General features: G+C 68.4%; 12 protein-coding genes. 1 reads left to right on the top strand and 11 read right to left on the bottom strand.

Annotated elements, in window-relative coordinates; translation table 11 throughout:
• Positions 1-85: 85 nt before the first annotated feature.
• The 5 genes from xerD to steA form a co-directional block, all read right to left on the bottom strand.
• Positions 86-1138 carry a site-specific tyrosine recombinase XerD gene (xerD, locus tag BST42_RS27540; protein WP_237159614.1) on the bottom strand — a complete coding sequence of 351 codons (1053 nt, stop codon included), beginning with the start codon at positions 1136-1138 and terminating at the stop codon, positions 86-88.
• Positions 1135-1758: an NUDIX domain-containing protein gene (locus BST42_RS27535; RefSeq protein WP_083122887.1), complete on the bottom strand. Its 624-nt coding sequence runs from the start codon at positions 1756-1758 to the stop codon at positions 1135-1137. Before BST42_RS27535 ends, xerD begins: the two co-directional genes overlap by 4 nt.
• Positions 1751-3523: a CTP synthase gene (gene pyrG, locus BST42_RS27530; RefSeq protein ID WP_083122886.1), complete on the bottom strand. Its 1773-nt coding sequence runs from the start codon at positions 3521-3523 to the stop codon at positions 1751-1753. The genes BST42_RS27535 and pyrG overlap by 8 nt, the downstream gene beginning before the upstream one ends.
• 143 nt (positions 3524-3666) lie before the next feature.
• On the bottom strand, positions 3667-4608 hold the full coding sequence (locus BST42_RS27525; RefSeq protein ID WP_083122885.1) for a copper transporter: 942 nt from the start codon (positions 4606-4608) through the stop codon (positions 3667-3669).
• Positions 4609-4633: 25 nt separating this feature from the next.
• Complete coding sequence (gene steA / locus BST42_RS27520; protein WP_083122884.1) at positions 4634-5818, bottom strand: putative cytokinetic ring protein SteA; 1185 nt, start codon at positions 5816-5818, stop codon at positions 4634-4636.
• Positions 5819-5982: 164 nt separating this feature from the next.
• Between steA and BST42_RS27515 the strand changes: the two genes are divergently transcribed.
• The gene (locus BST42_RS27515) at positions 5983-6936 is read left to right on the top strand and encodes a hypothetical protein (RefSeq protein ID WP_083122883.1); all 954 of its coding nucleotides are present in this window, start codon (positions 5983-5985) and stop codon (positions 6934-6936) included.
• Here BST42_RS27515 and recN read toward each other — a convergent pair.
• The 6 genes from recN to BST42_RS27485 are packed head-to-tail and all read right to left on the bottom strand — an operon-like array spanning position 6929 to position 12474.
• Positions 6929-8683: a DNA repair protein RecN gene (gene recN, locus BST42_RS27510; RefSeq protein WP_083122882.1), complete on the bottom strand. Its 1755-nt coding sequence runs from the start codon at positions 8681-8683 to the stop codon at positions 6929-6931. The genes BST42_RS27515 and recN overlap by 8 nt on opposite strands.
• Before the next feature lie 7 nt (positions 8684-8690).
• On the bottom strand, positions 8691-9611 hold the full coding sequence (locus tag BST42_RS27505) for an NAD kinase (RefSeq protein ID WP_083122881.1): 921 nt from the start codon (positions 9609-9611) through the stop codon (positions 8691-8693).
• Positions 9608-10417, bottom strand: coding sequence for a TlyA family RNA methyltransferase (locus tag BST42_RS27500; RefSeq protein WP_083122880.1), 810 nt, complete (start codon positions 10415-10417; stop codon positions 9608-9610). The genes BST42_RS27505 and BST42_RS27500 overlap by 4 nt, the downstream gene beginning before the upstream one ends.
• A gap of 8 nt (positions 10418-10425) precedes the next feature.
• The gene (locus BST42_RS29755; protein WP_165760941.1) at positions 10426-10602 is read right to left on the bottom strand and encodes a hypothetical protein; all 177 of its coding nucleotides are present in this window, start codon (positions 10600-10602) and stop codon (positions 10426-10428) included.
• Positions 10603-10610: 8 nt separating this feature from the next.
• Complete coding sequence (locus BST42_RS27490) at positions 10611-11636, bottom strand: HAD-IIA family hydrolase (RefSeq protein ID WP_083122878.1); 1026 nt, start codon at positions 11634-11636, stop codon at positions 10611-10613.
• Between the two features lies 1 nt (position 11637).
• Complete coding sequence (locus BST42_RS27485; RefSeq protein WP_083122877.1) at positions 11638-12474, bottom strand: tetratricopeptide repeat protein; 837 nt, start codon at positions 12472-12474, stop codon at positions 11638-11640.
• Between the last annotated feature and the right edge of the window lie 192 nt (positions 12475-12666).

The following is a 12666-nucleotide window of genomic DNA, read 5'->3' as shown; positions in this document are numbered from 1 at the left end:
CCCATCAGCAGGCTTTTCGGCGGCGTGGCGAACATCCGCGAAAGTCTAACGGTGTGTCGCCGCCACACGAGGCAGACCCGCGACATCATGCCCGCGGATGTGCGCCGGCCCATACCTCGCGCAGAGCATGCGCCGTGACCAGCGTGTAGATCTGGGTTGTGGTGACCGAGGCATGTCCGAGCAGTTCCTGCACCACGCGGACGTCAGCGCCGCCGTCGAGAAGATGGGTGGCGAAGGAGTGCCGCAGCGTGTGCGGCGACACCGCCGAGGAGATGCCTGCCCGTTCGGCGGCGTCCTGCAGCACCTGCCATGCGCTCTGCCGCGACAGTTGCCCGCCCCGGGCGTTGAGGAAGATCTTCGGCGTGCCGCGGCCCCGGCGCGCCAGGTCTGGACGGCCTCGCACCAGGTAGGCGTTCAGCGCCGCGATAGCCGGGCGGCCGACGGGCACCAGGCGCTGCTTGCCGCCCTTGCCGCGCAGCAGTACCGACCGGGCTTCGGTGTCGACGTCGTCGACGTCGAGGCCGACGGCCTCGGAGATCCGCGCGCCGGTGGAATACAGCAGCTCGAGCAGGGCGCGATTGCGCAGCGTCAGGGGCCCGTCCGACGGGCTGTCCCCGCCGGCGCCCTCGAGCAGTGCCAGGACCTCGTCGAGGGTGAGGCTTTTCGGGAGCCGACGGCTCGGCGTCGGCGGCTTGACCGCCCGGGCGACGTCGATGCCGATGATCCCCTCGGCGGCGGCGAACCGGTGAAAACCGCGCACCGCAATCAGGGCGCGCGCAGCCGAGACCGCCGACAACGGCACCACGCCGGTGTCCGGATCGCCGCGGCGCAGGGCCACCAGGAACTCGCTGACATCGTTCTCATCAACGTTGGTCAGGTCGTCGATGCCGCGCGACGACAAATGCTCGACGTAGCGGCGCAGGTCACGCCGGTAGGAGCTGATGGTGTTGGCCGCCACCCCCCGCTCGATGGTGAGGTGGTCGAGATAGCCCTGCAGCTGGCCGTCTAATGCGGTCCGGAGGGCAGGAGCGGAGCGACCCGGGAGATCGGTCCGGAGGGCAGGAGCGGAGCGACCCGGGAGATCGGTCCGGAGGGCAGGAGCGGAGCGACCGGGGAGATCGGCCGAGAACGTCGTCATGAGCCGGCCTTCCCCGCGGCGAACGCCGTCGGGCGGTCCGGGAACGGCACATCGGCGGGCCGGGTCGGCTGGTCGTCCACGATCACCGCGTGCGCGGCCAGAATGCCCGCTACCGCAGTGGAATTCACGATCTCCCCGGAGAGCACCTGCTGAACCGCGTCCGCGATGTGGACCCAGTGCACCTCCATGTCGGCTTCTTCGTCGTGGCCCTCGGGCCGTCCGACGTCGGTGAGGATCCGGGCGAGATACACGCGCAATGCCTCGTCGCTGAACCCTGGCGAGGACATCAGGTCGACGAGCACGTCCCAGCGTTCGGCGCTCAGGCCGGTTTCCTCGCGCAGTTCGCGGGCCGCCGCTTCGGTCGGGTCCTCCCCCGGCTCGTCGAGCAGCCCGGCGGGTAATTCCCACAGCCGGCGCCCGATCGGGTGCCGGTATTGGTAAACCATCGCCACCCGACCGGCTTCGTCGACCGCGACGACCGCGACGGCACCGTAATGCTCGACGACCTCGCGTTTGGCGATATTGCCACCCGGCATCCGGACCTGATCGACCCGCAGGGCGAGAATGTTTCCGCGATAAGCGGTTTCGGAGGAGACGGTCTCGAAGTCGTGGTCAGCCACGGGCTGAGTGCTCTGGAACCTGCTCGGCCAGGGGCTGGGCCGCCTGTTCCGGGTGTTCCTTGCCGTTGGAGTGCTGCTCCGGGATCTCCAGGGACAGCCGCTCGCCCGCCTTGTAGTCGATCGCCGCACCGACGAACGACACGAACAGCGGATGCGGGCGGGTCGGCCGGCTCTTGAGCTCCGGATGGGCCTGCGTGCCGACCAGGAACGGATGAACGTCGCGGGGGTACTCGACGAACTCGACCAGATGACCGTCCGGTGAGGTGCCCGAGAACTGCAGACCGCTCTGCGCGATCCGGTCGCGATAGGAGTTGTTGACCTCATAGCGGTGGCGATGCCGCTCGGACACGTGCGTCGAGTCATACGCCTCGGCGACGATCGAACCGACTTCCAGCGTCGCCGGGTAAGCACCCAACCGCATGGTGCCGCCCAGATCGGCCTCACCGGCGACGGCCTCACGCTGGTCAGCCATCGTAGAGATCACCGGATCCGGTGTGGCAGGGTCGAATTCGGCCGAGTTGGCCTCGGTCAGCCCCACCGAGCGGGCCGCCTCGATCACGATGCACTGCAGGCCCAGGCACAGGCCCAGCACCGGCAGCCCGCGATGGCGGGCGTGCCGGATCGCGCCGATCTTGCCCTCGATGCCGCGGATGCCGAACCCACCGGGAATCAGCACGCCGTGCACGTCACCCAACGCAACGGCCGCACCGCTATCGGTCTCGCAGTCGTCGGAGGCGACCCAGCGCATCTCGACTTTGGCGCGATGAGCGAACCCGCCTGCGCGCAATGCCTCCGCCACCGACAGATAGGCGTCCGAGAGGTCGACGTACTTGCCCACCAAGGCGATTCGGACGGTTTCCTTGGGCTCGTGCACCCGGCGCAGCAGGTCGTTCCACTGCGTCCAGTCGACATCGCGGAACGGCAGGTTGAGCCGGCGCACCACATAGGCGTCAAGTTCCTCGCGGTGCAGCACCTTCGGAATGTCATAGATCGAGGGCGCATCGGGCGTCGAGATCACCCCGTCGATGTCGACGTCACACATCAGCGCGATCTTGTTCTTCAGCGGCTCGGGCACGTCACGGTCGCAGCGCAGGATCAGCGCGTCGGGGCTGATACCGATGCTGCGCAGCGCTGCCACCGAGTGCTGGGTGGGTTTGGTCTTCAGCTCGCCCGACGGCGCCAGATACGGCACCAGCGAAACATGCAGGAAAAAACAGTTCTCCCGGCCGACTTCGTGGCGAACCTGGCGCGCGGCCTCCAGGAACGGCAGCGACTCGATGTCGCCGACGGTGCCGCCGATCTCGGTGATCACCACGTCGGGCCGGTTGCCGGACGCATCGGGCTCGGCCATCGCCAGGATGCGACCCTTGATCTCGTCGGTGATGTGCGGAATCACCTGCACCGTGTCGCCGAGGTACTCGCCGCGGCGCTCCTTGGCGATCACCGACGAATACACCTGCCCGGTGGTCACATTGGCCGAGCCGGACAGGTTGCGGTCCAGGAAGCGCTCGTAGTGCCCGACGTCCAGGTCGGTCTCGGCACCGTCCTCGGTGACGAACACCTCACCGTGCTGGAACGGGTTCATCGTTCCCGGGTCGACGTTGAGATACGGGTCGAGCTTCTGCATCGTCACCTGCAGACCGCGCGCGGTCAGCAACTGACCGAGGCTGCTGGCGGTCAGGCCCTTACCGAGGGACGAGACAACGCCACCGCTGACGAAGATGTGCTTGGTGGCGGTCTGCGGGTGCTTGCGCAGTGGGGGCAAGAGCAACCTCCGTGACGTCGGGCAGGGGATCGCTGGGAACTACCTGGGGCCTGCCTACCCACGGAATCTCACCCTAACACCGACGCCGACAAGCCGGCGCTAACACGCGGGTGGCCTTCGTTACCGTCTTGGTTGCCCGCGGTCTACTGCGGGACGGTGAGCGACGCTGCGCCCGGTCCGATACCGAACTTGCCCGACGGCGCCCCGTTGATCAGGTTCTGCAGCGCCAGCACCGTGGTGATGCGGCCGGCTTCGGAGCTGATGTCATCGACCGTGGTCACATCGGCCGCCATCCCGGCGTCGGCCCGCGTCACCGCAAGAGCAGCGGTTCCGGAGGCCGAACCGTCCCGGCCCGCGAGCACCGTTCCCGACCCGTGCGGGGCCATCCCCGCGGCGAACCGGGCGACCGTGGAGCCCTGGTTGCCGGCGTCATCGCCCAGCGCTCCCCCGGTCACGACGACCGCGGTGTTGGCCGCGGCAAGGCGGTCGCCTTGGTAGGTCAGAAAGCCGGTGTCACGCAGCGCGGCAAGCACGGTGTCGCGCTGGGTGTCATCCGCCGGTCGGATCGCGGGGTTGCGATTGATCAGCAGCGCGATGCCGAGCAGGTCGCCCGCCTGCGAGCCCTGGTCGACCAGCGTGGTGCTCAGCTGCGCACCCGCGGGCACGATCGCGGAGTTGACCACCGAGCGCAGCTTCTCCGCGGAGTTGGCGTCGACGAACTGCTGCGTCAGCGCGACCGTGCCGGTGACGGTTCCGCCGGCTTGCCCGACCAACCGGCTTGTCGCTGCGACATCGTCGTCGTTGGCGTCAGGGGTGCGGAACAACACCACCGACTTGCCGGCCAACGCGTCCTTGACGATCCGGCTCGACATCTGCTTGTCGAAATCGTCAGCAGCCCCGAGCTTTTCGTTGAGTGCATTGCGCTGATCCGTCAACGAGATGATCTGCTTGTTGAGGTCCTGCTTTTCGTCGCGCAAACCGGACAGCAACGTGTCGGACAGCACGCCGGAGCCCAGGAAGACACCGACGGCCAGCGCAAGGAACACCGCAGCCAGCGAAATGGCATGGTGGCGTAGCGAAATCACAGCGGTGAGCCTTTCTGCTCTACGCCTAGGTCACCCAGCTCTGCACCCACAGCGAGAAGCGGTTCCAGTAGGTCACGATCCAGTCGATGACGAATGTGTCGGCCCGCGACACCCACAGCGCAGCGATGATCGCGAGCAACACCGCCAGGATGAGCATCGCGATGGCGCCGCCGGAAATGTGGTTCCGGTACAGCGTGGCAACAGCTTTCGCGTCCACAAGCTTCTCGCCGACCTTCAGCCGGGTGAGGAACGTCGACGGGTTGCTCTGCTGGCGGGAGCGGTCGAAGAATTCTTCGATGCTCGCCGAATGACCGGCCGTCACGATCAGCGAAGCGCCGTGGTGGTCGACGAGCAACAGCGCCAGGTCGGCGGCCGAACCGGCGGCCGGGAACGTCATCGCTCCGATGCCCAGGTCCTGAATGCGTTCCAGGCCGTTGGCGTGCCCGTCGGCATCGGCGGGAAGAACCACCTGCGCGCCGCTCTTGAGCACGTCGGCACTCATCTGGTCGGGGTTGCCGACGATCAACTGGGGCCGGTAACCGTTCTTCTGCAGCAGGTCCGCGCCGCTCTCCACACCGATGAGGACCGGTTGGTACTCCTTGATGAAGGGCTTGAGCGCTTTGAGGTCGTCTTCGGCGCCGGGGCCGTCGGCCACCACCAGGACATGGCGGCGGTACACGTCGACGTCGATGTCCGGGATGCCGATACCGTCGATCAGCAGCGGGCTCTCGCTGCGGATGAACTCGATGGTGTTGCCTGCGAACGCCTCCAGGTGCGCAACCAGCCCGGTCTTGGCGTCCTGCATGAGGTCGGCGATCTCTTCATCGCTGCGCTCCACGCCGAGGGCCAGGCGGCGATCGCCGGAGTACACCCCACCGTTGTGCAGCCGGATCTTCGCGCCGTCCTTGATCTTCTTGAAGACCTCGGGACCCGCGCTGTCGATCAGCGTGATGTTATTGGCCACCAACACTTCCGGGCCGAGGTTCGGGTACCGGCCCGAGATCGACGGGGAGGCGTTGACGACGCCGGCGATGTTCGCGTCGACCAGAGCGTCAGCGGTCATCCGGTCCAAGTCGAGGATGTCGAGCACCACGATGTCGCCCGGGCCGACGCGGCGCAGCAGGCGATCGATGTCGCGATCGACGCGGGCTGTCCCCACGACTCCTGGTCGTGCACCGGTATTACGGGAGAGAAGCGCTGACATCTTCATGCTGGGATTCTGTCGGCGACGGGGCGGATATTCGCGGAGGCGCGCCGTAACACCAGCCACACAAGTCACATCTTGTCACAGCAGTAACACGGTTCGGATACGCGTATCTCCCGCATCCGGGCCTCCACCAGCTACCGTCAGCTAACCGATCGACGGAGCCGAGTATGAACCGAATGTCCCGCGCGACCTGGTTCAGCGGGCTGCTCGTCGGGCTGGGTGTGGGTGCGGCCCTGCTGGCCGGGGGCGGCGTCGCCAACGCCGAGTCGCCCGGTACCGGCTCAGCGACCCACTCCGGCAGCACCTCGACCGGCTCGGTCGGCCACTCGCGGCCCTCGTCGACCGCACCGCGGTCCCGAAAGACGCCCACTGCGTCAAGGCTTTCCGCACCCCGGGCGGGAGTCGCCAGACCCGCGCCACGTCCCGTGCCGTCACCGCCTCCGGTGCCCGCCTTCGTCGAGGCAGTCACGACGTTCTTCGACGACCTCCACGACTCACTGACCGGAGCACCGGAAGCCCGCCCCACTCCGGTCGAGACGACGACGACCGCCTACGGCGCGATCGGGAAGTGGATGCTCGCCCGGAGTGGCGGCCTCGCCGACTGGCCCAGCCAGCAATATCCGTTCAAGACTCTGTATCAACCGATCAACGTGATCATCGTCGACCCGACGTCGACCACCGCCGAGGAGTCGGCCGACAAGCTCAACGCCGCCCTGGGCGCGGCCGGCTTCCCGGCACAGCCCGTCCATTCCACGGGGTATCAGGGGCTGATAGGCGGCGTCCTCTACGGGCAGCAGCCCACCGGACCCGAGCAGGCGTTCGCGAACGCCCATTGGCTCCTGCCCAACGATCACGGCCGGGTGTTCGGCGCGGCGCCCGCTCCAGGCGGGACCGGTTACGTGTGGACGGCCTCGTTCAGCCGCGAGCGCGCCGGCTTCTTCTATGTCGTCCCCACCCACGTCTACGTGTCGTTCAATCGAGCCCGCGACGCGGTCCGGGCCGCGCTGGTGCGCACCGGCGCAACCGATCTGGGATTGGTTGACATGGACAACGAGCTCGACCGCCGGACCACCACCACCGGCGACCACGACGGCTATGCCGTCGTCATCCGGCTCAGCTGAGTCCCCGGTCGCCCTGCGCGGCGTCGAGCAGTTCGCGGGCGTGAGCACGGCCGGTGTCGGACTCCCCCAGTCCGGCCAGCATCCGCGCCAGCTCGCCCACCCGCTGCTCGGTGTCCAGGCAGCGCACCCCGCTGGTCCCGTTGCCTGCGCTGTCGACGACGAGGTGGCTGTCGGCGTAGGCGGCGACCTGCGGCAGGTGGGTGACGACGATGACTTGGTGGGTGCGGGCAAGCCGCGCCAGACGGCGGCCGATCTGCACCGCAGCCCGACCCCCGACGCCGGCGTCCACCTCGTCGAACACCATCGTGGTGCCCTCCGCCGACGCGGCCAGCACTACTTCTAATGCGAGCATCACGCGGGACAGCTCGCCACCGGACGCGCTCTTGTTCAGCGGCAGGACGTCGGTGCCTCGGTGCGCGGTGAACCCGAACTCGACCAGGTCGATGCCTTCGCCACCGGCATGCACAGTCTCGCCAGACGGCAACCGCAGCGGTGCGCTGTCGTCGTCGCGGGCCGGCATCAGCGACACCGTGACGCTGAAGTCGGCGTGCGTCATCGCCAACCCGGTCAGCTCGGCGGTGATGGCCTTGGCCAAGCCCTTCGCCGCCTTCGTGCGGGCTTTGGACAGCTCAAGGGCGGACGTCGCCACCTGACCGGCGAGCTCGTCGACCCGGCGACCCAGCCCGGCGAGCGCGTCCTCGGAGACGTCGAGCTGCGCCAGGCGCTCCCGGGACTCCTTGGCCCACGCCAGCACACCGTTGACGTCGGCGGCGTACTTGCGGGTCAGGTTGCGCAGCTCGGCCTGGCGCGCGAGCTTGGTCTCCAAAGCGCTGGCGTCATCGGGCAGGTCGCCCAGAAAGTCGCCGAGTTCACGGGCGACGTCGCCGGCGACGGTCAGCGCGTCGGTGAGCTGACGGGCCAGGGCTCCCAGCGCAGGATCGTCAGTGGACTGCAGCAGGGCCGCCGCACGCCCCAAAGTATCTGTGGCCGAACGGGGTTCGCCGTCGGAGAGGTCGTCGGCCGAGAGATTCGCGCGGGCGCCGGCGACCGCCTCGCGCAGCGCGTCGAGTTCGGAGAGCCGGCGGATGTCGGCCACCAGCGATTCGTCTTCCCCGGGCGTCGGGTCGACGCCGTCGATCTCGGTCAACGCGAACTTCAGGCGGTCCGCCTCCTGAGCCAACTCGCGAGCCCGATTGGTCCGGTCCACCAGATCCCGCCGGGCCACCTGCCACTGGTCGCGCAGCTTCTTGTAGCGCTCGAGTTTCGCGTCGACCCCGGTGAAGCGGTCCAGGGCGGCGCGCTGTTCCTCGGGGCGCATCAGTCGCAACTGGTCGTTCTGGCCGTGCAGCGTCAGCAGTTCCGAGGTGAACGTCGACAGCGACTTGGCAGGCACGCTGCGCCCGCCGAGGTAGGCCCGCGAGGGCCCGTCACGGCTCACCGTCCGCAGCGCAATGATGCTGCCGTCGTCGTCGCGGTCGGCACCGGAGGAATCCAGGATCTCGTCGATCCGCTTACCAGTGGCGTCGTCGAGTTCTGCAGTGGCGAAACGGCCTTCGACGACGGCCCGCTCAGAACCCGACCGCACCCTGGTGGCATCGGCGCGTGCCCCGCCCAGCAGGTGCAGCCCCGTCACCACCATGGTCTTGCCGGTGCCGGTCTCACCGGTCAGCACGGTCAGTCCGCGGTCGAACTCCGCGGTGGCCGCGCTGATCGCGCCCAATGACTCGATCCGGATCTCAGCCAGCATCGCCGGTTCACTGCCCCCGCCAGCCGGTGACCGGCAGCCGGAATTTGCGCACCAGACGATCGGTGAACGGCGCGCTGTCGAGGCGCACCCACTTCAGCGGTGTCGTGCATTTGGTCACCTCGAGCCGCCCGCCGGCCGGCACCCGCATCTCGCGGCGGCCGTCGCAGAACACCAGCGCCTCGTGGCTGTCGTCCTCGATCTCGATGGCGATCAGCGCCGTCGGACTGGTCACCATCGGGCGTGCGAACAACGCGTGAGCATTGTTGGGCACCACGATCATCGCCTCAAGGTCCGGCCACACCACAGGCCCGCCTGCTGAGAACGCGTACGCGGTGGAGCCGGTCGGGCTCGACACCAGCACGCCGTCGCAGCCGAACGCGGAGACCGGCCTGCCGTCGATCTCCAGCACGACGCCGATCACCCCGAGCCGCGCACCCTTTTCCAGGCTGGCCTCGTTGAGGGCCCAGCCGCGGGCGATGACCTCACCCTTGTCGCGCACCGCGATGTCGAGGGTCATCCGCTCCTCGACGCGGTAGGTACGGGTGACGACGTGTTCGAGGACGGTGTCGATGGCCTCGGCTTCGGCCTCGGCCAAGAACCCGATGCGCCCCAGGTTGATTCCGAGCACGGGAATCTCCGCGTTGCGGGCCAGTTCGGCGGCCCGCAGGAAGGTGCCGTCACCACCGAGTACAAGCACGAGCTCGCATCCGACGGCCGCGTTGGCGTCGGCGTCGACCACCTCGGTGGTCGAGCCCACCGCCTGCATTTCGGTCGGGTCGAAATGGGTGCCGCGGTCCACGGATTCGGCGGAGAGAACACGCAGCGCTATGCCGTTGTCACCCAACACCTTTTCCACCCGGCGGGCCGTCTCGATGGCCTCCTCGCGGGCAGTGTGTACGACGAGCAGGATCGCCCGCTCAGAAGTCATTGCGGTCCTTCCGCGACGGCGCGGCGCACCGCGGCGTCCAGTTCGTCTCCGTGCAATCCGTTGTCTGTTTGGGCACGTAGCCACAAAAAGTATTCGACGTTGCCCGACGGGCCGGGCAGCGGGCTCGCGGTCGCGCCGAGGGTCTGCCAGCCGAGCTCACCGGCGCGAGCGGCGACGGCCAGCACCGCCGCGGTCCGTAGTTCCGGATCGGAGACCACCCCGCCTGCGCCGACCTGCTCGCGACCAACCTCGAACTGTGGTTTCACCATGGGAACGATATCGGCGTGCGGGGACGCGCAGACAGTCAGTGCGGGCAGCACCGTAGCCAGTGAAATGAACGACAGGTCGGACACGACGAGGTCGACGGGGCCGCCGATCGCGTCGGCCGTCAGATCCCGCACATTCGTGCGCTCGATAACCGCCACGCGCGGATCGGAGCGCAGCGACCAGGCCAGCTGGCCGTAGCCGACGTCGACGGCCACGACTTCGGTGGCGCCGCGGTCCAGCAGCACCTCGGTGAAGCCACCGGTCGAGGCGCCCGCATCGAGGCACCGCCGCCCGTCCGGGTCGATGCCGAAGGCATCGAGCGCTCCGATCAGCTTGTGGGCGCCCCGCGACACCCAGGTGCGCTCGTCGCCGACGTCGACGGTCAGGTTGGCGGTGACGGCGACTGCGGTGGCGGGTTTGACCGCACGCATGCCGTCAATGCTTACCCGGCCGGCGCCGATGAGTTCGGCGGCCTGCTGTCGTGACCGCGCCAGTCCACGACGGACCAGCTCAGCGTCAACCCGGGCACGCCGCGTCATGCGCGAACTCAGCCCTTCTCCACCGATTCCAGCGCATTGACCAAGATCTGGTGCGCTTCCTCGAGCTGCCGTCCGACGGCATCGATGTCCACACCGGCGACATCGACGCTGTCGGGATCGACGCTGGGCAGCTGGGCCAGCACAGCGTCGACATCGGCGCGGATCTGTTCGGGGTCGGTGCTCATATCACCGTTCACGCTAGCTGATCCTGCGCCGTCAGCAGGGACCAGCGCTGCAGCGCGGCGCGTGCGGAGTCGTCACCGGCAAGCACCGTCAGGTGGTGTTCGCCGTCGGCCGCATCCCACACCGCGCGAGCAGTCGCGCGGACCACCGAGAGTTGGTCGTCGCTGTGGTCTGCGCCAGCCGCGGTCACGATCACCGAGCCGTCAACGACCTCGACATCCCAGGCCGCCTGCTCGGCCACTCGCAGGGCCTCGGAGTCGACGTGCAGATCGCGGAGGTCGGCGCCGATGTAGGTGGGGCGTTGCTCCGGGACCGCGTGCACCGCCTCGGCCGCGGTGCTGACCCCGCACAGCACCATCAAACTGGGCAGATCCGCGGCGTTGGCGCCGGCAATATCGGTGTCGAGGCGGTCACCGACCACCAGCGGCGTGTCAAAGGTGCCCCGCGCCAACGCATCTCGCATCAGCGCCGGAGCGGGCTTACCTGCCACCTGGTATTCGGCGTCGGTGGCGGTGCGCAGTGCGGCGACCATCGAGCCGTTTCCGGGTAGCAGTCCCCGCTCGGTGGGCAGGGTGCGGTCGACGTTGGCCGCCACCCACAATGCACCGGAGCGGATGGCCAGCGCGGCCTCCGCCAGATCGGGCCACCCGGTGGTCACCGAGTGACCCTGCACGACGGCCACGGGCTCGTCATCAAACCGTCTGACCGGCTGCAGCCCGACCGCCTCGATCTCACCCGCCAGCGCGTCGGTCCCGACGATCAGCACCTTCGCCCCCGGATGGAGCTGCTGCGCCAACAGTCGTGCCGCGCTCTGGGCGCTGGTCACCACATCAGGGGCGTCCGCGACGAAGCCGAGCTCGCGCAAGTGCGCGGCCACGTCCTCGGCGGCACGGGAGGCGTTGTTGGTGACGAACAGCTTGCGGGTCTGCGCGACCGCGAGGGCGTCGATAGCGCCCTCGGTCGGCTCATGACCGCGAAACACGGTGCCATCCAAATCGAGCAGCAAGCAATCATGTTGCTGCGCAAGGGTAGTCATCTCAGGCCAGCTCGCCGACCCGGTCTTCGGCGTCGGTGACGCCCTCGACATCGGCAGCGGCGGCATGGATGAACCACTGCAGCGCGTCGTCACCGCGATCGAGGGCCAGAAGCGTCTCGGCGTAGGCGTAGAACAGTCGGGCGGCGGTCGAGCCGGTGCGCGACGGATCGGGCTGCGGTGTGGACAACACCACCAGCGCCTGTTCGAGCTGGCCGAGGTCGGCACGCGCCCCGGCGGCAACGATCCGAAGCTCGTCGGCGTCGTCGCCGGTGAGCTCAGCCGCTTCGGGGCTGCGGGCCAGTTCGATGGCCCGTTCGGGCCGCCCGACGCCGCGTTCGCAGTCGGCGATCAGGGGAAGCAGTTGAGACTTGCTGCCCATCCGCCGGGCGGCACGGAATTCGGATAGTGCCTGCGCCCAGTCGCCGCACTGGTAGGCGGCGATGCCGACCGCTTCGCGTACCGCCGCGATCCGCCCCGAACGGGCCCGCGCGGCCTGCGCGTGTTCCAGAGCGGCCTGCGGGTCTTCGTCGAGCAGTTCGCCGGCGGCGACCAGATGGCGGGCCACGGTGTCGGCGGTCGACTTATCCAAAGTCGTGAGTTCGCCGCGGATTTCGGGCGCGAGTTGCTTGGCCTCGATGGATGACGGGATGACCGGACCGGCCTGGCCCGCGCTACTGCCGTCGCCATCGGCGGCCTGCCGTGGCTGCGCCGGACGGGCGCGGCCAGGCCCCGACCGGCGCGGCGCGTCGATGCCCCGGCGATCGCGGCTTCCAGCACCTGCCGTCGAGGGACGACGGGGCGGACGCCCACCGGAATTGCCTTGCCTGTCATCAACCACGTGTAAAGGATACGGGCAGGCCTCAGACAGCCACAATTCGGATAATTGAAAAGTCGACCATGAAATTCGGGAATTGAAATGGAAACGCCCCCCGATTTCTCGGGGGGCGTTTCACTAAATTGTGTTCGGCGGTGTCCTACTTTTCCACCCTGTTGGGTAGTATCATCGGCGCTGGTAGGCTTAGCTTCCGGG

The sequence above is a fragment of the Mycolicibacterium rhodesiae genome (assembly GCF_002086695.1).
Classification (GTDB): Bacteria; Actinomycetota; Actinomycetes; order Mycobacteriales; family Mycobacteriaceae; genus Mycobacterium; species Mycobacterium rhodesiae.
The sequence above is the reverse complement of the archived record's forward strand: the minus strand, read 5'-3'. Positions and strand labels throughout refer to the sequence as shown.

Bases quoted from the DNA above. Each gene is read 5' to 3' on its own strand.
- xerD (WP_237159614.1), bottom strand. From the start codon at position 1,138: ATGACGACGTTCTCGGCCGATCTCCCCGGTCGCTCCGCTCCTGCCCTC.
- steA (WP_083122884.1), bottom strand. From the start codon at position 5,818: ATGAAGATGTCAGCGCTTCTCTCCCGTAATACCGGTGCACGACCAGGA.
- BST42_RS27515 (WP_083122883.1), top strand. From the start codon at position 5,983: ATGAACCGAATGTCCCGCGCGACCTGGTTCAGCGGGCTGCTCGTCGGG.
- recN (WP_083122882.1), bottom strand. From the start codon at position 8,683: ATGCTGGCTGAGATCCGGATCGAGTCATTGGGCGCGATCAGCGCGGCC.
- BST42_RS27505 (WP_083122881.1), bottom strand. From the start codon at position 9,611: ATGACTTCTGAGCGGGCGATCCTGCTCGTCGTACACACTGCCCGCGAG.
- BST42_RS27500 (WP_083122880.1), bottom strand. From the start codon at position 10,417: ATGACGCGGCGTGCCCGGGTTGACGCTGAGCTGGTCCGTCGTGGACTG.
- BST42_RS29755 (WP_165760941.1), bottom strand. From the start codon at position 10,602: ATGAGCACCGACCCCGAACAGATCCGCGCCGATGTCGACGCTGTGCTG.
- BST42_RS27490 (WP_083122878.1), bottom strand. From the start codon at position 11,636: ATGACTACCCTTGCGCAGCAACATGATTGCTTGCTGCTCGATTTGGAT.